Origin of the sequence: Janthinobacterium sp. (genome assembly GCF_009923995.1) — a bacterium.
Taxonomy (GTDB): domain Bacteria; phylum Pseudomonadota; class Gammaproteobacteria; order Burkholderiales; family Burkholderiaceae_D; genus Janthinobacterium.
On record NZ_RFSK01000007.1, the window covers coordinates 15863 to 38774 of the forward strand.

General features: G+C 64.4%; 18 protein-coding genes. 11 read left to right on the forward strand and 7 right to left on the reverse strand.

Annotated features, from left to right (window positions below):
* Window positions 1-3: 3 nt before the first annotated feature.
* Window positions 4-927, reverse strand: coding sequence for a DMT family transporter (locus tag EBS11_RS05295; RefSeq protein WP_290601075.1), 924 nt, complete (start codon window positions 925-927; stop codon window positions 4-6).
* 55 nt (window positions 928-982) lie between these two features.
* Window positions 983-2083 carry an aromatic ring-hydroxylating dioxygenase subunit alpha gene (locus EBS11_RS05300; protein WP_290601076.1) on the reverse strand — a complete coding sequence of 367 codons (1101 nt, stop codon included), beginning with the start codon at window positions 2081-2083 and terminating at the stop codon, window positions 983-985.
* Window positions 2084-2489: 406 nt separating this feature from the next.
* Between EBS11_RS05300 and EBS11_RS05305 the strand changes: the two genes are divergently transcribed.
* The 8 genes from EBS11_RS05305 to EBS11_RS05340 all read left to right on the forward strand — a co-directional run bounded on the left by EBS11_RS05305 (window position 2490) and on the right by EBS11_RS05340 (window position 12636).
* The gene (locus tag EBS11_RS05305) at window positions 2490-2741 is read left to right on the forward strand and encodes an exodeoxyribonuclease VII small subunit (RefSeq protein WP_251351026.1); all 252 of its coding nucleotides are present in this window, start codon (window positions 2490-2492) and stop codon (window positions 2739-2741) included.
* A gap of 8 nt (window positions 2742-2749) precedes the next feature.
* The gene (locus tag EBS11_RS05310) at window positions 2750-3649 is read left to right on the forward strand and encodes a polyprenyl synthetase family protein (RefSeq protein ID WP_290601078.1); all 900 of its coding nucleotides are present in this window, start codon (window positions 2750-2752) and stop codon (window positions 3647-3649) included.
* Window positions 3650-5518 (forward strand): 1-deoxy-D-xylulose-5-phosphate synthase, encoded by a 1869-nt coding sequence (dxs, locus tag EBS11_RS05315; protein WP_290601080.1) that lies wholly within the window; start codon window positions 3650-3652, stop codon window positions 5516-5518. It begins immediately after the preceding gene.
* A 158-nt stretch (window positions 5519-5676) separates the two neighbouring features.
* On the forward strand, window positions 5677-7782 hold the full coding sequence (locus tag EBS11_RS05320; RefSeq protein WP_290601082.1) for an FUSC family protein: 2106 nt from the start codon (window positions 5677-5679) through the stop codon (window positions 7780-7782).
* A gap of 209 nt (window positions 7783-7991) precedes the next feature.
* Window positions 7992-10541 (forward strand): TonB-dependent receptor plug domain-containing protein, encoded by a 2550-nt coding sequence (locus tag EBS11_RS05325; RefSeq protein ID WP_290601083.1) that lies wholly within the window; start codon window positions 7992-7994, stop codon window positions 10539-10541.
* A gap of 19 nt (window positions 10542-10560) precedes the next feature.
* Window positions 10561-11709 carry a cytochrome c peroxidase gene (locus EBS11_RS05330; RefSeq protein WP_290601085.1) on the forward strand — a complete coding sequence of 383 codons (1149 nt, stop codon included), beginning with the start codon at window positions 10561-10563 and terminating at the stop codon, window positions 11707-11709.
* A 276-nt stretch (window positions 11710-11985) separates the two neighbouring features.
* Entirely contained in the window at window positions 11986-12171 is a 186-nt protein-coding gene (locus EBS11_RS05335; RefSeq protein WP_290601087.1) for a hypothetical protein, read from the forward strand.
* 84 nt (window positions 12172-12255) lie between these two features.
* Window positions 12256-12636, forward strand: a complete 381-nt coding sequence (locus EBS11_RS05340) for a glutaredoxin family protein (RefSeq protein WP_290601088.1) — start codon at window positions 12256-12258, stop codon at window positions 12634-12636.
* Window positions 12637-13416: 780 nt separating this feature from the next.
* On the opposite strand, the gene EBS11_RS05345 is transcribed toward EBS11_RS05340, so the two are convergent.
* Window positions 13417-13971 (reverse strand): cob(I)yrinic acid a,c-diamide adenosyltransferase, encoded by a 555-nt coding sequence (locus EBS11_RS05345; RefSeq protein WP_290601090.1) that lies wholly within the window; start codon window positions 13969-13971, stop codon window positions 13417-13419.
* A 151-nt stretch (window positions 13972-14122) separates the two neighbouring features.
* Between EBS11_RS05345 and EBS11_RS05350 the strand changes: the two genes are divergently transcribed.
* The 3 genes from EBS11_RS05350 to glcF are packed head-to-tail and all read left to right on the forward strand — an operon-like array spanning window position 14123 to window position 17943.
* Window positions 14123-15613 (forward strand): FAD-linked oxidase C-terminal domain-containing protein, encoded by a 1491-nt coding sequence (locus EBS11_RS05350; protein ID WP_290601092.1) that lies wholly within the window; start codon window positions 14123-14125, stop codon window positions 15611-15613.
* Between the two features lie 16 nt (window positions 15614-15629).
* Window positions 15630-16700: a glycolate oxidase subunit GlcE gene (glcE, locus tag EBS11_RS05355; protein WP_290601094.1), complete on the forward strand. Its 1071-nt coding sequence runs from the start codon at window positions 15630-15632 to the stop codon at window positions 16698-16700.
* 4 nt (window positions 16701-16704) lie between these two features.
* On the forward strand, window positions 16705-17943 hold the full coding sequence (glcF, locus tag EBS11_RS05360; protein ID WP_290601096.1) for a glycolate oxidase subunit GlcF: 1239 nt from the start codon (window positions 16705-16707) through the stop codon (window positions 17941-17943).
* Here the strand turns inward: glcF and EBS11_RS05365 are convergent.
* The 4 genes from EBS11_RS05365 to EBS11_RS05380 all read right to left on the reverse strand — a co-directional run bounded on the left by EBS11_RS05365 (window position 17936) and on the right by EBS11_RS05380 (window position 22905).
* On the reverse strand, window positions 17936-20047 hold the full coding sequence (locus EBS11_RS05365; RefSeq protein WP_290601098.1) for an EAL domain-containing protein: 2112 nt from the start codon (window positions 20045-20047) through the stop codon (window positions 17936-17938). The two genes, glcF and EBS11_RS05365, sit on opposite strands and share 8 nt — an antisense overlap.
* 184 nt (window positions 20048-20231) lie before the next feature.
* A complete protein-coding gene (locus EBS11_RS05370) occupies window positions 20232-20717 on the reverse strand; it encodes a glutathione peroxidase (RefSeq protein WP_290601100.1) in 486 nt (161 codons plus the stop codon).
* A gap of 1 nt (window position 20718) precedes the next feature.
* Window positions 20719-21858, reverse strand: a complete 1140-nt coding sequence (locus tag EBS11_RS05375) for a PilT/PilU family type 4a pilus ATPase (protein ID WP_290601101.1) — start codon at window positions 21856-21858, stop codon at window positions 20719-20721.
* A 3-nt stretch (window positions 21859-21861) separates the two neighbouring features.
* Window positions 21862-22905 (reverse strand): type IV pilus twitching motility protein PilT, encoded by a 1044-nt coding sequence (locus tag EBS11_RS05380; protein ID WP_290601103.1) that lies wholly within the window; start codon window positions 22903-22905, stop codon window positions 21862-21864.
* Window positions 22906-22912 lie beyond the last annotated feature (7 nt).

A 22912-nucleotide genomic window follows, 5' to 3' on the forward strand; every position in this document is an offset into this window, starting at 1 on the left:
CCTTTACACTTCGCTGGCAATCGGATCCGTGCGCGCGATGGCGGCGCCGCGGGCCGTGTTGCGGGTATTGTAATAGGTTGCCGCGATGCCGGAAGCGAGAATGATGCCGATGCCGGCCCAGCCATGCCAGTCGAACAAATCGCCAAAGATCACCACGCCCCAGAAGCTGGAAAAGACGATGCCCGTGTATTGCAAATTCGCAACCACGAGGGTCTTGCCCAGGCGATAGGCGCGCGTCATGGCCATCTGCGCCATGGTGGCGCACAGGCCGATGGCGGCCAGCAAGCCGATGCCGTAGCCGCTCGTGTGCGCATGCCAGACGACGGGACCGCCGCCGGCGCTGGCCACGTGGCCGATCACGCCGGCCAGGAAGTTGACGATGGAAAAATAAAACACGACCCGGTATTCGGGTTCGCCCAGCAAGCCCAGCTTGCGCACCTGCAGGTAGGCGAGGGCGGAGAGCATGCCGGAAATCAAGGCCGTGATGGCGCCGCCCACCTGGTCCGTCTCGAACACGGGCTGCAGCAGCAGGGTCACGCCGACAAAGCTCATGGCGATGGCCGCCACCAGCGGCCATTCCACCTGTTTCATGCCTTTCCACCAGCCGCCGGCCAGCAAAATCACGGCGATCCAGATGGGCGCCATGTAATTGAGCGTCATGGCCGTGGCCAGCGGCAGGATGGCGATGGCGTAAAACCACAGCCACAGGGCGATGACGCCCACCACGCCGCGCCACAGGTGCTGGCCCGGCATGGTCGTCCTGAAACTGCCGCCCTGGTAGAGGATGGTGCAGGTCATGACGGTCATGCCGATGATGCCGCGGTACATGACGATTTCGGACGTCGAATACATGTCCGACGCCAGCTTGACGCACACGCCCATGATGGCGAACATAAAACTTGCAAACAGCATCCAAAGAGATTGCATCTGATTCCTGAAAAACGCGGGGATAAAAAAAGGCCGCACGAGGCGGCCCTTGGGACTACAGTTCGATATTGCTGCGGTACCATTCGTGGAAATGCTGCATGCCGTCTTCCATGGGCGATTGGTAAGGACCCACTTCGTTCACGCCGCGGGCCATCAGGACCTTGCGGCCCGCATCCATGCGCTGGGCGATTTCATCGTCCTCGACGCAGGTTTCCATGTAGGCGGCCCGTTCGGCATCGACGAGTTCGCGCTCGAACAGCACGATTTCTTCCGGGTAATAGAACTCCACCACGTTGCGCGTCTTTTGCGGGCCATCGGGCCACAGGGTCGAGACGACGAGCACGTGCGGATACCATTCCACCATGATGTTCGGATACAGGGTCAGCCAGATGGCGCCGTACGGCGGCGGCTCGCCGCCGCGGAATTGCAGCACCTGTTCCTGCCATTTCTTGTAGGCAGGCGAACCGGCCTGCTGCAGGCCCCGGTGCACGCCTACCGTCTGCACGCTGTAATCCTTGCCGAATTCCCAACGCAGGTCGTCGCAGCTGACGAAGCTGCCCAGGCCCGGGTGGAACGGTTCCACGTGATAGTCCTCGAGGTAGACTTCGATGAAGGTCTTCCAGTTATAGTCGCACTCGTGGATTTCCACGTGGTCGAACATGTAGCCGGAAAAGTCGAGGTCTTTCGAGACGGACAAACTTTTCAGTTTTTCCATCACGTTGTAGCCATTCTGTTCGAACAGCAAGCCATTCCAGCTTTGCAGCGGGGTTTTCGACAGGTTCAGGCATGGCGTCTCGGGGAAATGCGGCGCGCCGATCAGTTCACCCTTGAGGTCGTAGGTCCAGCGGTGCAGCGGGCAGACGATATTGTTCGCATTGCCGCGGCCATTGAACATCAGCGCCTGCCGGTGGCGGCACACGTTGGACAGCACTTCGATGCCATTGGCGTTGCGCACGAGCATGCGCCCTTCGTTCTCAGACGCCAGGGTCGCAAAATCGCCGGTTTCCGGCACCATCAGCTCATGCCCGACATAGCGCGGGCCGGCCTGGAATAATTGCTGCATTTCACGCTGCAACAGCGTTTCGTCAAAATAGACGTGGACCGGAAGTTGCGCGTTTGAACGCGCCAGCTTGGCGTGAGTAGCCAGATCGGACATCCCAACCCCCCATAAATGTACAACGGTCAGCAGTGCCCCAGGCCATTCCCTGGGCAACCGCTACAGAGAGAAAGAATCCGCAAAGACCTGAATTCAAATTTGTTGAAACGGTATTTCGGACAGAACCGGCGATTATAGCGCGGATCGGCCTCGGCATTGCCAAAACCCCCAGCAATTCCGGCACTTTAATGAGAAACGTTGTCATTTACCGTGCAATTTCCGGCAGATGGGGGCGATTCGGCTAAAATCCACTGAGCAACTGGCAACATCACTTTCTTTGAGCGCGCCGATTGCGCTTTAGTTTTCACTTAATAGTGTGGTTTGTTCTAAAATAACGCTTCTATGCTGGCCGGGAGTCCCCGGCGTCTCCCACCAAGCCCCTCGTGCCACGAAGAGATCTGAGTCTATGTCGAAGAAATTAACTGCCGCTGCCGCAGTGCCGGCCTCGTTTGAAGAGGCCATGGCGGAACTGGCGCAGCTGGTAACGCAAATGGAAGCGGGCCAGTTGCCGCTGGAAGCATCGGTCGCGGCCTACCAGCGCGGCTCGGAACTGGTCAAATATTGCGCCACCCAGCTCGATAGCGTGGAAGCGCAGGTGAAAGTACTGGAAGGCGACATGCTCAAACCGTTCACGGATGCCGGCGAGGCCGCCCAATGATGGCCAGCATGCAACAAGACGGCGTGACCTTCGGCGACTGGATGCAAGCCACCCAGTCCGGCGTGGAAGGCCGCCTCGACCAGTTACTGCCCGCCGCCGACGTGGTGCCGCACAAGCTGCACGCCGCCATGCGCTATGCCCTCCTGGGCGGCGGCAAGCGCGTGCGCCCGCTGCTGGTGATGGCGGCCGGCGAATTGTTTGATGCCGATCAAGACACCCTCGCGCGCGCTGCGTGCGCACTGGAAATGATCCACGTGTATTCGCTCGTGCATGACGACATGCCGTGCATGGATGACGATGCCTTGCGTCGTGGCAAGCCTACCGTGCACGTCGCCTACGACGAAGCGACGGCCCTGCTGGTGGGCGACGCGCTGCAGTCGCAAGCCTTCATGCTGCTGGCCGACGGCGCGGCCATTCCCCCCGCGCGGCAGATGGCCATGATCAAGCTGCTGGCGCACGCTTCTGGTTCGGCCGGCATGTGCGGCGGCCAGGCGATCGACCTCGACAGCGTCGGCCTGGCCCTGACCCTGCCGCAGCTGGAACAGATGCATCAGCTCAAAACGGGCGCCTTGCTGCGCGCGGCCGTGATCCTCGGCGCGCTGGCCGGCAAGGACCTGGCGGCCGACGAGATGACGGCGCTGAACGCCTATGCGCGCGCCGTCGGGCTGGCCTTCCAGGTGGTCGACGACGTGCTTGACGCGACGGCCGATTCGGCCACCCTGGGCAAGACGGCCGGCAAGGATGCGGCCGCCAACAAACCCACTTACGTATCGATACTGGGGCTGGAACCATCGAAAGCCCTGGCAGAACAATTGCGGTGCGACGCCCATGCGGCGCTGGCGCCATTCGGGGACAAGGCACGCCGTTTGCGCGAGCTGGCAGACCTGGTCGTGCAGCGGAAGGCTTAAATGAAACTGTTAGAAACCATCAATGAACCAGCGCAAGTGCGCAAGCTGGCCCGCTCGCAGCTGGTGCCGCTGGCGCAGGAACTGCGCAGCTTCCTGCTCGACTCCGTCTCCAAGACGGGCGGCCACCTGTCGTCCAACCTGGGCACGGTCGAGCTGACCGTCGCGCTGCACTACGTGTTCAACACGCCGCACGACCGCATCGTGTGGGACGTGGGCCACCAGACCTACACGCATAAAATTCTCACGGGCCGCCGCGAGCGCATGCATACCCTGCGCCAGAAGGATGGCATTTCCGGCTTCCCCAAGCGCGACGAAAGCGAATACGACACCTTCGGCACGGCCCACTCGTCGACGTCGATCTCGGCCGCCCTGGGCATGGCGCAGGCCGCCAAGATCAAGGGCGACCCGCTGCACGCCATCGCCGTGATCGGCGACGGCTCGATGACGGCCGGCATGGCGTTCGAGGCGATGAACAATGCGGGCGTGCAGGAAGACGTCAACCTGCTGGTCATCCTGAACGACAACGACATGTCGATCTCGCCGCCCGTGGGCGCGCTGAACCGCCACCTGGCGCGGCTGATGTCGGGCCAGTTCTATGCGGCCGCCAAGAATGTGGGCAAGTCCGTCCTGCCCGGCCCCGTGCTGGAACTGGCGAAGCGCTTCGAGGAGCACGCCAAGGGCATGGTCGTGCCCGCCACCATGTTCGAGGAATTCGGTTTCAATTACATCGGTCCCATCGACGGCCACGACCTCGATTCGCTGATCCCGACCTTGCAAAATATCAAGCAATTGAAGGGCCCGCAATTCCTGCATGTGGTGACAAAAAAAGGCCAGGGCTACAAGCTGGCCGAGGCGGAACCGATTTTGTACCACGGCACGGGCAAGTTCAATCCGGCCGAGGGCATCAAGCCGGCCACGGCGCCGGCCAAGATGACGTACACGGAAGTGTTCGGCAACTGGCTGTGCGACATGGCCGCCCACGACAAGCGCCTGGTGGGCATCACGCCGGCCATGCGCGAAGGCTCGGGCATGGTCAAGTTCGAACAGCAATTTCCTGCCCGCTACTTTGACGTGGGCATCGCCGAGCAGCATTCCGTCACGTTCGGCGCCGGTCTCGCCTGCGAAGGCTTGAAACCCGTCGTGGCCATCTATTCCACTTTCCTGCAGCGCGCCTACGATCAATTGATCCACGACGTGGCCCTGCAAAACCTGGACGTGACCTTCGCCCTGGACCGCGCCGGCCTGGTGGGCGCCGATGGCGCCACGCACGCGGGCAATTACGACATGGCGTTTTTGCGCTGCATCCCGAACATGGTCATCATGGCCGCGTCGGACGAAAACGAATGCCGGCAGATGCTTACCACGGGCTACCACTATCCGGGTCCGGCCGCCATCCGCTATCCGCGCGGCGCCGGTGCCGGTGCGGCCATCGTGCCGGAACTGACCAGCATCGAGATCGGCAAGGGCGAGCTCAAGCGCCAAGGCCAGCGCATCGCCATCCTCGCCTTCGGCTCGATGGTGGCACCGAGCGTGGCAGCCGGTACGCAGCTGGACGCGACGGTGGCCAATATGCGCTTCGTCAAGCCGCTCGACGTGGCGCTGGTGAAACAGCTGGCTGCCGAGCACGATTACCTGGTGACGGTGGAAGAGGGCTGCATCATGGGCGGCGCCGGCTCGGCCGTGGCCGAAGCGCTGGCCGCCGAGGGTATCGTCAAGCCCATCCTGATGCTGGGCTTGCCGGACACCTTCATCGACCATGGCGACCCCGTGCAGCTGCTGAAAAGCGTGGGCCTGGACGCCGCCGGCATCGCCGCATCGATCGAGCAGCGTTTCCCGGCAGCCGGCCCGCGCCTGGCGATGGTCAGCTAGGATAGGCTGTGCCCATGAAAGCGACACTGCGGTGTCGCTTTTTTTTCGGCCGCAGCCCATTTACATTGCACTGCAACATTTTTCGCCCGGGAATGCTACGATGACGCTTTGATACCTCTTCAAAGTCGATCTTGTATTTCAGGAAACTTCACCGCCGGGTGCGCGCACTGGCCAGCCGCTGGCTGACGGGCTTGCACGCCTACACGGATACCCTGGCGCAGCGCCGTCCCCTGTGGATGGTCAGCCTGGCCATCGACGAAACGAATCTGTCCGAAGGCTTGCGGGCGGCCTGCGCGTCCAGCGCCATGCTGCTGCTGGGCCTGCTGTTCGACCACCCCGATTTTTCCTGGGCCGCCATCGGCGCCTTCTGGACTTGCCTGGCCGACGCGGCCGGCACGCGGCGCATGCGCTTCGTTTCGATGGTGGGCTTCGGCCTGCTGTCCACCGTGGCCGGCGGCCTGGCCGCGCTGGCGGCCGGCCATGGCCTGGCGACGGCGGCCCTCGCCGTGCTGCTGTTTTCCTGGGCCGGCGCGCTGGCGCGCATCTGGGGCGCGGCCACGGCGCAGGTGGCCATCCTCGCGGCCACGGCCTGCGTCGTCATGGTCACGCATCCGCTGGAGTCGATGACGCAGAGTGCGCCTTTCCTGGGCCTGTACATGTTCGGCTGCCTGTTTGCCACCGTGCTCAGTTTTACCGTGTGGCGCATCCACCCGTTCGGCCCCAGCCGGCGTGCCGTCCGCGCCGCGTATTCGCGCCTGGCCGGCATCGCGCGCGACAATGCGCGCTTCCTGCGGGACGACCCGGCCCAGCCGGCCGGCGGCGCGCATGGCGCCAGCTACCGCTCGCAGGCGCGCGCCGCGCTGGAGGCGGCCCGCGTGGCGCTGGCCGCCGTGCCGCCCGCGCGCGCGGGCCGCAGCGCCCTGTACGACAACCTGCTGCTGGCGCTCAGCGACGCCGAGCGCATCTTCGCCTATTTGATCGCCGTCACGCATACCTGCGAGCGCGAGCAGCAGCGCCTGCGCCAGGACCCGCGCGCGCGGCGCAGCCTGGAAGTGATGGCCGTGCTGCTGCGCCGCCTGGGTCAGGCCGTGCAGCGTCAGCCGGAAACGCCGCCTCTGGCCTTGCAGCGCCGCCTGGCCGCCTGCGGCCGCCGCCTGGAAGCGGCGCTGGGCGCCTTGCTGCCGCTGCGCCTGAACGTGGAATTCATGGAACTGGGCATGCCGCGCGCGACGCAGCTGCCGTGGCGCGAGGCGGCCTTCCTGGCGCTGGGCCAGGCGTGGCAGACCTTGAAAGTCAACGCCACGCCGCAGTCGCTGAGCTGGCGCCACGCGGCGCGCGTGTCGCTGGCAACGACGGCCGGCTTCCTGCTGGTCGAGGCGCTGCACATTCCGTTCGGCTACTGGGCCACCATGGCCACCTTGCTGATCTTGCAGCCGTCCGTGTCGACCACCTGGCCGCGCGGCATCGAACGGGTGGCGGGCAGCGTGCTGGGCGCCGTGCTGGCCGTGCTGATCGGCCTCGTCATCCACACGCCCCTGGGCATCTCGCTGGTGGTGTTTCCCCTGATCGTCGCCACCATGGCCTTGCGCCGCGTCAGCTACAGCCTGCATGTGCTGTTCATGACGCCCGCCTTCGTGCTGGTGGCCGACTATGCGGCGCCGGCCAGCGAAATGGTGTATGCCATGAGCCGGCTGGGCAACAATGTGCTGGGCTGCCTGCTGGCCCTGCTGGCCACCTTCTTCCTGTGGCCCGACCGCGAAGCGGATGACCTGGACCAGCGCCTGGCGAAGGCCGTCTCGGCCAACCTGAAATACCTGCTGGCCGTGCTGGCGGCAGGGGGGCGGTGGGACAGCGCCATCGCCGGCCTGCGCCGCGAGGCGGGGCTGGCCAGCAACAACGCGGAGCAAGTCCTGCAGCGCCTGCGCATCGAGCGGCGCCTGGACCGCAGCAGCGGCGTGGGCCTGGCGGCGCTGCGCACCTTGCCGCTGCTGCGCCGCGTGGCGGGCAGCACGGCGCGTATCAGCCTCAGCCCCCAGGCCGAGCCGGCCACGCCCGAGCTGCAGCAGTGGATCGCCGCCGTCAGCGCGGAGATCGATGCGCTGCTGCGCGGCGGCTCCGGCGTCCCCGCGCCCGGCCCGTGCGCCAGCGACGGCCTGACGCCCCTGCAAGCCGATGCCGTGGCGCAGGTGCAGCTGCTGCGCGGCTTGCTGCGCGACCATCTGCATGCGCAGCCGCAGCCAGCGGGCACGCCGGCGCCGTCCTGAGCGCCAGGCCGTGGTGCCGAAGCAACAGGCTGCCGCGAAATTTTTACGCACGTCAAAAAAACAGCGCCGTCTTGATTTTCAAGCATTGTAACTGCAAATGGTAATCGTTATCATTTGCAATTGGCAGCATGAGAAGGCGACACTGGCAGCATGGGTGAAGGACGGCATCATGAGACTGCCCCTTTCCCATCCGCAGTTGCAAGGTGTCCATGTCTTCCATTCTTACCCTGCGCCAGTCCGTGCTGGCCATCAGCCTGGCCTTTGGCGCCAGCGCCGCCACCCCGTTTGCCTGCGCCGCCGAAGCCGACTCCGAAGAACCCGCGCCGCAGGTGCTGCCCGAAGTGCGCCTGCAGGCCGAGCGCGAGTCCGTGGGCGAGCAGCGCCTGGACAAGCGCCAGATCGAAGCGATGAATGGCATCGACGGCAATATCACCAGTTTGTTGCGCATCAATCCCAGCGTGCAATTTGATAACAAGCAGCAAGCCTCCGCCACCCAGGGCGAGCTGGCGCCGGCCGACATCAGCATCAACGGCGCCAAGTTCTACGACAATCTGTACCAGATGGACGGCATGTCGTTCAACAACGATATCGGCCCCGCCAGCAGCGGTACCAACGTCAACGCCACGCCGCCGTCGGCCAGCCAGGGCTTTGCCGTCGACACCAGCCTGCTGTGCGACGTGACGGTGCTCGATGCAAACATCGGCGCCGAATATGGCCGCTTCATGGGCGGCGTGGTCAAGGCCAATACCTGCGCGCCCACGCGCAAGCTGGCCGGCCAGGTGTCCGTCGAAAGCACGCGCTCGTCGTGGATGCAATACAAGCTCAGCGACAGCCAGAAGGACAGCGCCGCCCAGTCGGCGTCGGCCGCCTTGCAGCCCGAGTTTGAAAAGTGGACCTACCGCGCCGCGCTGCAGGGCAAGGTGACGGAGAATTTCAGCCTGATCGGCAGCTTCATCCGCAAGACGTCGGAAATTCCCCTGAAAGGCTATGCCAACGGTTTGATCAGTGAAGGCGATGCCAACCGCAAGGTGCAACGACGGGGCAACGATAACGTCTTCGTGCGCGCTTTCTGGACCATCAGCCCCGGCGTGCTGGCCGACTTTTCCGTCATGCATGCACCGTCCGATGGCGAATATTTCATCGCCAGCGCCAGGGACAGCAACTTCCATCTGAAGAGCGGCGGCGACGCCTACAACCTGGGCCTGAGCCATCCGCTGGCGCTGCTGGGCAATGCGACGGTGGAACACCGCCTGAGCTGGAAGAAAATGGCCAGCTCGCGCAGCGCGGACGAGAGTAACTGGAAACTGTGGCGCTATTCGAGCGACAAGAACTGGGGCGTCAAGACGGGCACCGGCGCCTCCGGCTGGAACAGCAGCGAAGGCGGCTGGGGCGACGTGGACCAGGAACAGAAAAACGTCGACTATCAAGGCAAGCTGAAGTGGGAACCGGTCGCCTGGCTGGGGGCGACGCATACCGTCCAGGCAGGCCTGGAGCTGGGCACGCAGACGTCCAGCTACCGCCGCAACACCCAGTACGAGCAGTACACGGGGTCGGTCAATACCAACACCTGCAATATGCTGGGCGGCGGGGTGGACACCCAGTTCTGCTCGCTGGCAACGCCATGGAATGCGGCCGCGAACGTGCGCGGCCAGTACCTGGCGTCGCGCATCATTTATTACGCGGGCAGCTACGAGCTGAGCAACAAGACGCGCGGCGCCTTCCTGCAGGACGATATGCGGGCGGGCGACGTGCGCGTGCGCCTGGGCGTGCGCTACGATGCAGACGACCTGGCGCCGAAGTCGAGCATCGCGCCGCGCCTGTCCGCCTTCTGGGACGTGGCCGGCAAGGGCACGACGCAGGTCGAGGTGGGCGCCAACCGCTACTATGGCCGCAATTTCTTCGACTTCTACGCGCAGTCGAAACGCCTGGCGCTGCAGACGAAGGCGCAGACGCGCACCCTGTCGGGCGGGCTGCTGAAGGACTGGGCGGCGCCCGAGATGGCCGCCAACTGGGCCTGGTACCAGCTGGGCGACATGAAGACCCCGTACACGGATGAAAAAATGCTGGGCATCAGCCATCAATGGGGCGGCGTGAAGTGGAGCGCCAAGCGCGTGCTGCGCGCGGGCCGCGACGAAATGGTGCAGCACCTGGCATCGGCAGCCAATTACTATTGGGATAATATCGGCCGCACGGACAGCAAGGTGTGGACGCTGGCAGCCGAAACGGCCCGTCCGCTGCGCTGGGGCGGCAGCAGCACGCAGGTGCAGTTCGGCTATGACCACACGCGCACCAGTTCGTCGCACGCCAGCTACGATGACACCCTGAGCAATCTGGCGGGCGACCTGGACGAGTACATCTATTACCAGGGCAAGTTCGTGCGCTGGATCGACCGCCCGGCGAATAACTACAACCGTCCCTGGACGGCGCGCCTGCTGCTGTCGACCGACGTGCCCGCGTACCGCCTGAAGCTGGATAACTTCTTCCGCATGCGGGGACCGGAAACGGGCATGGTGTTCACGGGCGATGCGCGGCCGTTCGAGGGCGGCGTGGCGAATGTCTATGAGGATGTGTCGGTAGGCAAGTCCTTCACCTGGGACATGCGCGTGCAGTACGCGCTGCCGAAGACGGGGCCGGGCGAAGGGTTTGTGAACCTGGGCATCGAAAATGTCACCAACCGCAGCAATCCGCTGTTCCAGGCCAGCGAGACGGTGTACGAAAAAGGCCGCCAGTTCACGCTGGAACTCGGCTACCGCTTCTAATGAACGTATCGGCAGGCGCATGAATATCGCATCCCACCTGAAAAACACCACCTTCGCCGTGGCCGCCCTGCTGGCGGGCGGCGCGGGCCTGATGATGAGCATGGATGGCCGCGCCAGCGATGCCGTTCCCGCCAGCCTTGCCTGCGCGGCGGACAAGGGCTGGGACATGGCCTGCCTGCGCCAGACGTATGCGGCGCCCCTGGCCAGCTGGCCCCGCCCGCAGGTGGCCGAGGGCGTCACGCCGCAGGAAATGGCGCCCGTGTCGGCGATGCCGCTGCCGTCCGTGGCACCGCAGGTGGCGGCGCTGGGCCAGCGCCTGTTCAACGATCCCCGCTTGTCGCGCTCGAATGCGGTGGCCTGCATCAGCTGCCACAGTCCCGCCCACAGCTTTGCCGACAGCAAGCGCACTTCCACCGGCCACGCAGGACGGCTGGGCCAGCGCAACGCGCCGGGCCTGCTGGGCGTGGGCCAGATCAAGCCGCTGTTCTGGGATGGCCGCGCGGCCACGCTGGAAGAGCAGGCCATGGGACCCTTGCAGCATCCGGACGAGATGGCCATGGACGTGCCGGCCCTGGCGGCCAAGCTGGCGGGCCTCGATGACTACCCGGCGCAGTTCGACGCCGCCTTCGGCCCGGGCGCGGGCGTCACCCTGCCGCGCATCCTGACGGCGCTGGCCGACTACCAGCGCACCCTGCTGCCGCCCGTCACGCGCTTCGACACCTTCCTGGAAGGCCAGCGCACGGCCCTGAACGACCGTGAGCTGCTGGGCCTGCACCTGTTCCGCACCAAGGCGCGCTGCATGACCTGCCACAGCGGCGCCCTGCTGACGGACCAGCAGTTCCACAACCTGGGGCTGACGTATTACGGGCGCAAGAAATACGAAGACCTGGGGCGCTACCTGGTGACGGGCAAGGACGAGGACGTGGGCAAGTTCCGCACGCCGGGCCTGCGCGGCGTGGCGCAGTCGGGGCCGTGGATGCACAACGGCCTGTTCCCGCAGATGGTGGGCTTGCTGAACATGTACAACGCGGGCATGTCGCGCCCCGTGCCGCAGAACGCGCAGCAGGCGGCCGATCCGAAGTTTCCCGTCACGTCGCCCCTGCTGCAGCGATTGCAGCTGACGTCCGAGGAAATCATCGCGCTGAAGAGTTTCCTGGAAGTTCTGTAGCCGCTTGGCCGGTTGCGCCCGCAACCGGCCTTTTTCCTGCATGCGGCGCCATATTGTATAGACGTTTGGCGCCTGTCAATCTCACCAAATTCCACATTCCACGGGCTTTCCATATATATTTTCCAAAATGGAAATATATAAGAAGGAAACGTTGACTCTAAAATAATCGCGCTCTATATTCGATTTTGTAGCAAGCAAATAACGAAATTGCTATGAATTTTTTACGACTGGTCTAACGCGATTGCCTCGGATAATCGCCAACATGGAGAGTAGTAAATGAAAAAGATTGCAGCATTTATTTTTACCCTGGGATTGAGTGCTTCCTATGCCATCGCTTCCGATACCAGCTGCTATAGCTGTGAGGAAGAACTGCGGGAATGCCAGATGATGTATGGCGACCGTCACCCATTCTGCACCAGCAGCTATAAAGGTTGCCTGAGAGCCTGCCTGGCCGACAACTGATTTCCGTTTTTTGCATTGCGAGGCGGCGCTGCAAGCGCATATTGCGCGGGCCGCCTTCGTTCATCGACGCCTCTGATAATACTTATGATGCAGAAAAAACTTAAAACCATCGCCATGTATGGCGTGATCCTGGCCGCCGGCCTGGGCAGCGGTTATGGCCTGTCCATGTTGCCTGGTTTATTCAAATCGAATTACACGGAAGGCAATTACGCGGCGTATTACCCGAATGCCCAGGCGAAAGTCGTGCTGTATGGCACGGACTGGTGCAGTTATTGCGCCAAGACGCGCGCCTATTTCAAGGAAAACAAGATCGAATTCGTCGATCTGGATATCGAAAAATCGCCGGAAGCGAAAAAAGCCCATGCGGAACTGGGTGGCGGCGGCGTGCCGGTGGTGCTGATCGGCAATCGCAAGATCCAGGGTTTCAATACGGGCGCGCTGGAAGCGGCGCTGAAGAAAATCTGACGTTTCCACTTCGTAAGTGGAAAGGCTGACCAGGATCAAAAAGCCTTGCCGCATTCCTGTTCGGCGCCGGCACGGCGCTGTCCTTCCGTGTCCATGCGGGTGGCCCCGACCGCACCTTCGTCTGGGGGCGCAAGCTGCGCGATTGCGTGGAATGCGGGCAGCGGGCCTGCATGGAAAATTACCAGGCTTGCCAGAAGGAATGTTTGCGCCCGCCGCGTAACTGAAGCGCGGATGCTTTAGCTTGTGGATGGCGCGTAAGAGACGGCGCGCCATGGATGTTGTGCATCGTCTGTCAACTCAACGGGAGTGCTTATGTTTAAAAAGCTGGGTTTCTTTTTGTTTGTCATGGGCGTCAGTGCCTCGTATGCGATCGCTGGCGGCGGCGAGCCGGAATGCTATGCGCAGTGCAGCGTGGAATATGACCAATGCGTGGAAAACCGGCCCCAGTCGTCCGCTGTGTGCACGAGGATCATGAGCATTTGCAATAAATCCTGCGAACAAAGCAATATTTAACGGAACAGGGCGACCGTGAATAAGAAATTTGCCTTGTTTGTCTTTGCCCTCGGCCCGGCTTCGGCCGCCGCGGCCGCAGGACGGCTGGAGTGCAAGCGGCTGTGCAGTTCCGGTATGACCGAATGCCTCGACACCGGTGGCGGCTTGACGGAGGTCTGCCACAGAAATTTTGACATTTGCGTCAATGAGTGCATGAGCGCAAAGTAAGCGCATCTCAGCCAGCGCGGCCCTTCCCGCCCTGTGCGGTGGGCCGCGCAGCGGCTGCCATCATCCCCGCGTGCGGTCATGCCGCCACAGCACGTCGCTGCCGCCGGCAAAGCGGTTCAGCACGCGCGACAGGACGAACAGCAGGTCCGACAGCCGGTTCACGTACTGGCGCGGATGTTCATGGATGGGCTCTGCATTGGCCAGCGCGACGATGCTGCGCTCGGCACGGCGGCAGACGGTGCGGCACACATGGGCCAGCGAGGCGGCGCGCGAGCCGGCCGGCAGGATGAATTCGGAGAGGGCCGGCAAGTCAGCATTGTATTTCGTCAATAGTTCGTCGAGGCGCAGCACGTGCTCTTCGTTGATCAGCTGGTAGCCGGGGATGCAGATCTCGCCGCCCAGGTCGAACAAATCGTGCTGGATGGCCACCAGCTCGCCGCGCAAGGCGTCGGGCATGGCTTCGCACAGCAGCAATCCCAGGTTGGAATTGAGTTCGTCGACGTCGCCCATGGCGTGGATGCGCACGCTGTCCTTGCTGGTGCGGCTGCCGTCGCCCAGGCCGGTGCTGCCATTGTCGCCCGTGCGCGTGGCGATTTTCGAAAGTCGGTTGCCCATGATGCTGGTCCTGTGAAAGAAGAATGGGGGCAGCATACGACACCGCGCGCGCCCTGGCAGCGGATTTGCCTGCAAATCGGACAAAAAATGCGGTGCGCGCCACTTTTGTGCTTACAATCGTTGCACGACCAAGCACTTCTGTCCCCATCTTATGCTCAATGCCGCCCCCGAACCCGGATTGACCGCCGCGCGCCAGCAAGCCGTCGTCGCGGCCCTGCTGGCCGTGCTGCCGGCCCGCTGCGTGCTGTCCGACGCGGAAGATACGCGCCCGTATGAATGCGACGGCCTGGCCGCCTACCGCCAGCTGCCGATGGTGGTGACCCTGCCGGACACGGAAGAACAGGTGATCGCCATCCTCCGCGTCTGCCGTGAAATGCAGGTGCCGATCGTGCCGCGCGGCGCCGGCACGGGCTTGTCGGGCGGCGCCTTGCCCATCGCCGACGGCGTGGTGCTGTCGACGGCGCGCCTGAACCGCATCGTGCGCCTCGATGCCTACGCGCGCACGGCCGTGGTGCAGCCGGGCGTGCGCAACCTGGCCATTTCGGAGGCGGCGGCGCCGCACGCCCTGTATTACGCGCCCGACCCGTCCTCGCAGATCGCCTGCAGCATCGGCGGCAACGTGGCGGAAAACTCGGGCGGCGTGCATTGCCTCAAATACGGCTTGACCGTGCACAATGTGCTGCGCGTGCGCGTCGTTACCATCGATGGTGACGTGCTCGAACTGGGCGGCGAATGCCTGGACTCGCCCGGCCTCGACCTGCTGGCCGTCTTCATCGGTTCCGAAGGCATGCTGGGCATCGTCACGGAAGTGACGGTGAAACTGGTGCCGAAACCGGCCACGGCGCGTGTCATCATGGCCTCGTTCGGCGACGTCGTCACGGGCGGCAACGCGGTGGCCAACGTGATTGCCGCCGGCATCATCCCGGCCGGGCTGGAAATGATGGACCAGACGTCCTCGCGCATGGTCGAACCGTTCGTCAAGGCGGGCTACGACACGGACGCGGCGGCCATCCTGCTGTGCGAGGCCGACGGCACGCACGAGGAGGTGGAGGAAGAAATCGCCCGCATGACGGCCGTGCTGGAAGGGGCGGGCGCCATCGCCATCGCCGTCTCGCAGTCGGAAGCGGAGCGCATGAAATTCTGGTCCGGCCGCAAGAACGCGTTTCCCGCCGCGGGCCGCATTTCGCCCGACTATTACTGCATGGACGGCACCATCCCGCGCAAGCGCCTGGCCGAAGTCCTGACGGGCATCGCCGCCATGGAAACGACGCATGGCCTGCGCTGCGCCAACGTGTTCCACGCGGGCGACGGCAATTTGCACCCGCTGATCCTGTTCGACGCCAACATGCCCGGCGAGTTCGAGCGCGCCGAGGCGTTCGGCGCCGACATCCTGGCCCTGTGCGTGGCCGTCGGCGGCACAATCACGGGCGAACATGGCGTGGGCATGGAAAAGATCAACTCCATGTGCGTGCAATTTACGCGCGCCGAACTCGATGCCTTCTTTGCCGTCAAGCGCGCCTTCGATCCCCATGCCTTGCTGAACCCGGACAAGGCGATCCCCACCTTGAACCGCTGCGCCGAATTCGGCAAGATGCACGTGACGGCGGGGCGCCTGCCGTTCGCCAACCTGCCCCGTTTTTAATTTTCCGGAGACCCTTTTGCAAGCGATAGCGGAACAATTCAGGCAGCAGATCCGGGCCGCCAGCGCGGCGGGCAAGCCTTTGCGCCTGCGCGGCGGCGGCACGAAAGACTGGTATGGCCAGCAGCTGGCAGGCGAGGTGCTCGATACGCGCGCGTACGCGGGCATCATCGACTATGAACCGACGGAACTGGTGATCACGGCCCGCTGCGGCACGCCGCTGGCCGAGATCGAGGCGGCGCTGGCCGCGCGCAACCAGATGCTGGCCTTCGAGCCGCCCCATTTCGGTCCTGGCGCCACCGTGGGCGGCGTCGTCGCCTGCGCCCTGTCCGGGCCGCGCCGCGCCAGCGCGGGCGCCGTGCGTGACTTCGTGCTGGGCGCCGTGCTGATGGACGGCCACGGCGAACGGCTGGCCTTTGGCGGGCAAGTCATGAAGAACGTGGCTGGCTATGACGTGTCGCGCCTGCTGGCCGGCTCCCTGGGGACGCTGGGCCTGATCCTGGAAGTGTCGCTGAAGGTGCTGCCTTTGCCGCTGCGCGAAGCGACCTTGCGCCTGGACTGCGCGGAAATCGCCGCCTTGCGCCTGCTCAATGAATGGGCGGGCAAGCCGCTGCCCATTTCCGCCAGTTGCTGGCACGACGGCGTCCTGAGCGTGCGCCTGTCCGGCGCCGAGGCAGCCGTGTCGGCCGCCTTGCAGTCGCTGGGCGGCGCCGTGCTGGCGCCCGACGACGCGGCCGCCTTCTGGCAATCCCTGCGCGAGCAGACGCACGCTTTCTTTGCGGGCGCGGGCAGCCTGTGGCGGCTGTCGCTGCCGCCGCATGCCAGCGCCATGATACTCAAGGGGCGCCAGCTGATCGAGTGGGGCGGGGCGCAGCGCTGGCTCAAGCTCGATGGCGACGCCGACGCGGCAGGCAGCGCGCGCATCCGCCAGGCCGTGGCGGCCGCCGGCGGCCACGCCACCCTGTTCCGCGGCGGCGACAAGGCCGTGGGCGTGTTCCACCCGCTGGCGCCCGCCGTCGCCACCATCCACCAGCGCCTGCGGCAGGCTTTCGACCCGGCCGGCATCTTCAACCCGCACAGAATGACTTGAGCGCATGCAAACCAATCTCGCCGATTTTATCAAGAACACGCCGGCAGGCGACGAAGCGGAAGCCATCCTGCGCGCCTGCGTGCATTGCGGCTTCTGCACGGCCACCTGTCCCACCTACCAGCTGCTGGGCGATGAACTCGATGGCCCCCGTGGCCGCATCTACCTGATCAAGCAGGTACTGGAAGGCGCGCCTGTCACGGCCAGGACGCAGACGCATCTGGACCGCTGCCTGACCTGCCGCAACTGCGAATCGACCTGTCCCTCGGGCGTGCAGTACGGGCGCCTGGTTGACATCGGCCGCAGCGTCGTCGAGCAGCGCGTGCAGCGCCCCTTGCGCGAACGGGCCCTGCGCTTCGTCCTGAAGGAAGCCTTGCCGCGCCGCTGGCTGTTTACACCCGCGTACAAGGCGGGGCAGGCGCTGCGGCCCTTGCTGTCGCAAGGCTTGCAGGACAAATTGCGCCCCGGCGCCAAGGCCGGTGCATGGCCCGCGCGCCGGCATGCGCGCACCATGCTGCTGCTCGACGGCTGCGTGCAGCCGGCCATGTCGCCCAACATCAACGCGGCCACGGCGCGCGTGCTCGATGCGCTGGGCGTGCAGCTGATCGTCGCGCCCAAGGCGGGCTGCTGCGGCGCGCTGCGCCACCACCTGAACGACCAGGACGCGGCGCTGGACGACATGCGCCGCAATATCGACGCCTGGTGGCCTTACGTAGACTGCGTGGACAGCGCCGAAGCCATCGTCATGACGGCCTCCGGCTGCGGCGCCACCGTCAAGGAATACGGCCACCTGCTGGCGCACGACGTGCAGTATGCGGAGAAAGCGCGGCGCATCGCGGCATTGACGCGCGATCTGTCCGAAATCATGCCGGCGTTCGAGGCGGAACTGGTGACGCTGCTGCAAGGGCGCATCGGCAAGAAGGTGGCGTATCACCCGCCGTGCACCCTGCAGCACGGCCAGCAGATCCGCGGCAAGGTGGAGCAGGTGCTGCGCGCCGTCGGCGTCGACGTGCGCCTGTGCGCGGACAGCCATTTGTGCTGCGGTTCGGCCGGCACGTATTCGATCCTGCAGCCGGACCTGTCGCGTCAGCTGCGCGACAACAAGGTGGCGCACCTGGAAGCGTGCGCGCCGGACATGATCGTCTCGGCGAATATCGGCTGCCTCACGCATTTGCAGTCGGGGACGGAAACGCCCGTGCGGCACTGGATCGAGCTGATCGACGCGGCCTTGACGCCCGTCAAATAGGCACTTCGCTGAATTGTGCGATGCGCCACTGCGGCGCCGGCACGAAATGGTCCGCCCATTCCAGCACGGCGTCGGCCGGCATGGGGCGGGCGATGCCGTAGCCTTGCGCCAGGTCGCAGCCCAGCTGGATCAGGCGGGCGCCGTGTTCGATGCTTTCCACGCCTTCGGCGATCACTGTCAGGCTGAAGGAACGTGCCAGGCCGATGACGGCGCGCACCAGGTGCAGGTCGTCGCGGTCGTTGAGCATGTTGCGCACGAAGCTCTGGTCGATCTTGACGATGTTCGCGGGCAGGCGTTTCAGGTACGACATCGAGGAATAGCCCGTGCCGAAATCGTCGAGGGCGAAGGTGATGCCCAGCGCCTGGCAGGCGCGGATGATGCGGCGCACGTGCTCGATGTCGTGCAGGGCCGACGATTCGAGGATTTCCAGTTCCAGCATGCTGGCGCGCACGCCGGGGAACTCGCCGAGGATGGTTTTCAGGCGCGGCACGAAATCGGGCTGCTGGAAGTGGCGCGCCGCGATGTTCACGCTGACGACCCAGTGCTTGCCGGCCGCGCTCCAGCGCTGCATCTGCCACAGGGCCTGGCGCAGCACCCATTCGCCGATGTCGATGATCAGGTCCGTCTGCTCCACCAGGGGCAGGAACTGGGCCGGCGCCAGCACGCCGCGGCGCGGGTGCTGCCAGCGCAGCAACGCTTCCATGCCCACCACCGTGCCGGCGCGCATGTTCACCTTGGGCTGGTAATACAGCCGCAGTTCGCCGTTGATCAGCGCCTGGCGCACTTCCGTGCGCTGGTTGTGGTGCGTGCGCACCTCCTCGTCGAGATTGGTGTCGAAGAAGTGGTATTGGTTGCGCCCCGTCAATTTCGCCTGGTAGACGGCGTGGTCGGCGTGGCGCAGCAGGCTTTCCGTGTTCAGGTCCTTGCCCGCATACACGGCGATGCCGGCGCTGGCCGTCATGTGCAGCGCCTGCTGGTCGCACTGGTAGGGACGGCTCAGTTCGCTCATCAGCTGGGTGACGTTCTGTTCGATGCTGGCGATGCTGGCCTGGCCGCACAGCAGCATGACGAATTCGTCGCCGCCCAGGCGCGCCGCGTAGTGCACCTGGCCCGTAAAGCCGTGCAGGCGGCCCGCCACCTGCTTGAGGATTTCATCGCCCGCCTCGGCGCCGTAGCGGTCGTTGATGGCCTGGAAGTGGTCGAGGTCGAACAGGCACACGGCCAGCAGGCGCTGGCGTTCGCGCGCGAGAAACAGTTCCTGCTCGAAGCGGGCGGCCAGCGCGGCCCGGTTCGGCAAGCCCGTCAGTACGTCGTTGTAATTTTGCCACGACAGTTTTTGCAGGGCCTGCTGCATGTGCACGGTTTCATTGAGCTGTTCGCCCAGCTGGCGCTGGCTGGTCTTCAGCGACGTCAGCAATTCCTCGATGTCGCCGGCCATGCCGTTGAACGAGCGCGATAGGGCTTGCGCCTCGGGCGTGGCGCCGGCCGCCAGGCGCACGGCGAAGTCGCCGCCACGGAAGCGGTCGCTCGCTTGCACCAGCCGCAGCAGCAGCTTGCGGTGCGAGGCGAGGATCAGGCCCAGCAGCAAAAAGATGAGGACGATATTGATGGCGCTCAGCACAGCCTGGTGGCGCACGCTGTGCCACACCTGCGTCAGGGGCAGGCCGGGCGCGTAATGCAGGTCGAGTGTGCCGTCGCCGCCGCCGGGCAGCGCCACCGTCAGGCGGCTGCTGATGGCCGTGATGCCGGACAGGCGCGCAAACCACGCCGGCACGCCCGATGCCAGCTGGTCGGCCAGCTGCCGGTCGGCCAGCACTTCGATATGCTCCGACGCGCTGTCCCAGCGGATGGCGGCCAGGCTGCGGTTCAGCGGCAGGGCGCTGCGCAGCGCCTGTCCCACGCTGTCGCGCATGGGCTGCACGCCCGTGCGCACGGCCAGCGGCAGCACGGTATTGGCCAGGTAGAGGTCGAGCTGGCGCGCATCGCTCTGGTAGCGCGAATTGGCCAGCGCCGTTTCCGTATCGAGCAGGGCGTGATAGCGGACGGCGGAAACGGCAAGTATCAGGAGGAAAATAGGAATGAAGAGGCGGGAATAACTGCCCATCCGCATCCACGAAGATAATATTTTCCCAAAGACTGGCATCGTTTTTTGATCGATATCTGCGAATAATTATGTAAACATTATCACCGAAATTTGCTATTGGAAACACAATATTGATATCAGGCATGAAATAAATCTGCATGGCTTGATTTCAACGCATCTTGTTATAAATCAAAATGTTTTCTGCTTATTCCTGTAGTAATTGCCGTATGTCGTCCGCCAGCGAAGCCGGTTTGCTGGCCGTCGCATAGCGGCGGAACACGCTGCCGTCCTTGCGCACCAGGAATTTGGTGAAATTCCATTTGATCGCCTGCGTGCCCAGAATGCCGGGCGCCGCCCGTTTTAATTGCGCAAATAATGGGTGGGCGTGCGGGCCATTCACGTCGATCTTGGCGAAGAGGGGAAAGGTGACGCCAAAGTTTTTTTCGCAAAAGGCGCCGATGTCGGCATTCGATCCCGGTTCCTGCTGGCGGAATTGATTGCAGGGAAAACCCAGCACGACCAGGCCCTGGTCGTGGAATTCGCGGTACAGCGCTTCGAGGCCCTGGTACTGGGGTGTGAAGCCGCAGGCGCTGGCCGTGTTGACGATGAGCAGTACCTTGCCCTTGTAGCGGGCCAGGTCGACGGGCGTGCCGTCCAGGGCTTCAGCCTGGAAATCGTGGATGCTGGTCATGTCAGAGGAGTCCCAGTTTGGTGGCGCCTGCCTGCGGCACCGCCGCCGGCGCCGTTGTGCCGTTGAGCTTGATCGCCAGGCGCAGGTCGTTGACGGAGTCCGCATTGCGCAGCGCGTCTTCATGGCTGATGGCGCCCGCCTCGTGCAGGTCGAACAGGGCCTGGTCGAAGGTCTGCATGCCCAGTTCGCGCGATTTTTTCATCAATTCCTTGATCTCGTGCACCTGGCCCTTGAAGATCAGGTCGCTCATCAGGGGCGAATTGAGCAGGATTTCCAGCGCCGCCTTGCGCCCGCCGCCCTCCTTGCTGGGGATCAGGCGCTGCGAAATCATGCCCTTCAGGTTCAGCGACAGGTCCATCAGCAGCTGCTGGCGCCGCTCTTCGGGGAAGAAGTTGATGATGCGGTCCAGCGCCTGGTTGGCATTGTTCGCGTGCAGGGTGGCCAGGCACAGGTGGCCCGTCTCGGCAAACGCGATGGCGTGGTCCATCGTCTCGCGGTCGCGGATTTCGCCGATCTGGATCACGTCCGGCGCCTGGCGCAGGGTGTTTTTCAGGGCCGTGGCCCAGTCGTCCGTGTCGACGCCCACTTCGCGCTGGGTGACGATGCAGTTGCCGTGCGGATGGATGAATTCCACGGGGTCTTCGATGGTGATGATGTGGCCATGGCTGTGCGCGTTGCGGTGGCCCACCATGGCCGCCAGCGTCGTCGACTTGCCGCAGCCCGTGGCGCCCACCATGATGACGAGGCCGCGCTTGCTCATCACCACGTCTTGCAGGATGGCGGGCAAGCCCAGCCCATCCAGGGTGGGGATGGCGGTATTGATCGTGCGCAAGACCATGCCCGCCTGGCCCATCTGCACGAAGGCGGAGACGCGGAAGCGTCCCAGGCCGTCCGGGCTGATGGCGAAATTGGCTTCGCGGCTGGACTCGAACTCGGCTGCCTGGCGCGCGTTCATGACGGCGCGCACGTAGCCGGCCGCCTGCTGCGCGGCGAGCGGACCGCCCGCCAGCGGCGTCAGCTTGCCGTCGAGCTTGATGGCGGGCGCAAAGCCGGCCGTGATGAACAGGTCGGAGCCGCCCCGTTCGCGCATCTGCGCCAGCAGCGCGTGCATGGCGCTGTAGGATTCATGGGTGGTCTGCATGGCTTATCCGGGGAAGTTTTCAGGCGACTTGGCGGCCGAGCGGGCCGTTTCCGCCGAGATCGTGCCGCGCCGCACGAGGTCGGAGAGGCACTGGTCCAGGGTCTGCATGCCCACGTTGGCGCCCGTCTGGATGGCCGAATACATCTGCGCCACCTTCGCTTCGCGGATCAGGTTGCGCACGGCCGGCGTGGCCAGCATGATTTCATGCGCGGCCACGCGGCCCATGCCGTCCTTGGTTTTCAGCAAGTTTTGCGAGATCACGGCTTGCAGGGATTCGGACAGCATGGCGCGCACCATTTCCTTTTCCTCGGCGGGGAAGACGTCGATGATGCGGTCGATCGACTTTGCCGCCGACGAGGTGTGCAGGGTGCCGAACACGAGGTGGCCCGTCTCGGCCGCCGTCAGCGCCAGGCGGATGGTTTCCAGGTCGCGCAATTCGCCCACGAGGATGACGTCGGGGTCTTCGCGCAGGGCCGAGCGCAGCGCATTGCTGAAGGAATGCGTGTGCGAACCCACCTCGCGCTGGTTGATCAGGCATTTCTTCGGCTCATGCACGAATTCGATGGGGTCTTCGATGGTCAGGATGTGGTGGTTGAGGCGCTCGTTGACGTGGTTCACCATGGCCGCCAGGGTGGTCGACTTGCCGGAACCCGTCGGCCCCGTCACCAGCACGAGGCCCCGCGGACGCATGGCCAGCTCGCCGAAGATGCGCGGCGCGTTCAATTCATCGAGGGTCAGCACTTTCGACGGGATCGTGCGCAGCACGGCCGAGGCACCCCGTTCCTGGTTGTAGGCGTTGACGCGGAAGCGGGCCAGGCCGGGAATCTCGAACGAGAAATCGCATTCCAGCGCTTCTTCATAGGCCTTGCGCTGGCTGTCGTTCATGATGTCGTAGATCATGCCGTGCACTTCCTTGTGCTCGAGCGGCGCCACGTTCAGGCGGCGCACGTCGCCGTTGACCCGTATCATCGGCGGCAGGCCGGAAGACAGGTGCAAGTCGGAAGCCTTGTTGCTGACGGAGAAAGCGAGTAGTTCGGAGATGTCCATTTATAAT

What these genes read in the sequence shown, in the direction of transcription:
- EBS11_RS05380 (WP_290601103.1), bottom strand. Translation starts at nt 22,905, where the DNA reads ATGGACATCTCCGAACTACTCGCTTTCTCCGTCAGCAACAAGGCTTCC.
- EBS11_RS05305 (WP_251351026.1), top strand. Translation starts at nt 2,490, where the DNA reads ATGTCGAAGAAATTAACTGCCGCTGCCGCAGTGCCGGCCTCGTTTGAA.
- EBS11_RS05375 (WP_290601101.1), bottom strand. Translation starts at nt 21,858, where the DNA reads ATGCAGACCACCCATGAATCCTACAGCGCCATGCACGCGCTGCTGGCG.
- EBS11_RS05310 (WP_290601078.1), top strand. Translation starts at nt 2,750, where the DNA reads ATGCAACAAGACGGCGTGACCTTCGGCGACTGGATGCAAGCCACCCAG.
- EBS11_RS05330 (WP_290601085.1), top strand. Translation starts at nt 10,561, where the DNA reads ATGAATATCGCATCCCACCTGAAAAACACCACCTTCGCCGTGGCCGCC.
- dxs (WP_290601080.1), top strand. Translation starts at nt 3,650, where the DNA reads ATGAAACTGTTAGAAACCATCAATGAACCAGCGCAAGTGCGCAAGCTG.
- EBS11_RS05295 (WP_290601075.1), bottom strand. Translation starts at nt 927, where the DNA reads ATGCAATCTCTTTGGATGCTGTTTGCAAGTTTTATGTTCGCCATCATG.
- EBS11_RS05340 (WP_290601088.1), top strand. Translation starts at nt 12,256, where the DNA reads ATGATGCAGAAAAAACTTAAAACCATCGCCATGTATGGCGTGATCCTG.
- glcF (WP_290601096.1), top strand. Translation starts at nt 16,705, where the DNA reads ATGCAAACCAATCTCGCCGATTTTATCAAGAACACGCCGGCAGGCGAC.
- EBS11_RS05335 (WP_290601087.1), top strand. Translation starts at nt 11,986, where the DNA reads ATGAAAAAGATTGCAGCATTTATTTTTACCCTGGGATTGAGTGCTTCC.
- EBS11_RS05365 (WP_290601098.1), bottom strand. Translation starts at nt 20,047, where the DNA reads ATGGGCAGTTATTCCCGCCTCTTCATTCCTATTTTCCTCCTGATACTT.
- EBS11_RS05325 (WP_290601083.1), top strand. Translation starts at nt 7,992, where the DNA reads ATGTCTTCCATTCTTACCCTGCGCCAGTCCGTGCTGGCCATCAGCCTG.
- EBS11_RS05350 (WP_290601092.1), top strand. Translation starts at nt 14,123, where the DNA reads ATGCTCAATGCCGCCCCCGAACCCGGATTGACCGCCGCGCGCCAGCAA.
- EBS11_RS05300 (WP_290601076.1), bottom strand. Translation starts at nt 2,083, where the DNA reads ATGTCCGATCTGGCTACTCACGCCAAGCTGGCGCGTTCAAACGCGCAA.
- EBS11_RS05370 (WP_290601100.1), bottom strand. Translation starts at nt 20,717, where the DNA reads ATGACCAGCATCCACGATTTCCAGGCTGAAGCCCTGGACGGCACGCCC.
- EBS11_RS05345 (WP_290601090.1), bottom strand. Translation starts at nt 13,971, where the DNA reads ATGGGCAACCGACTTTCGAAAATCGCCACGCGCACGGGCGACAATGGC.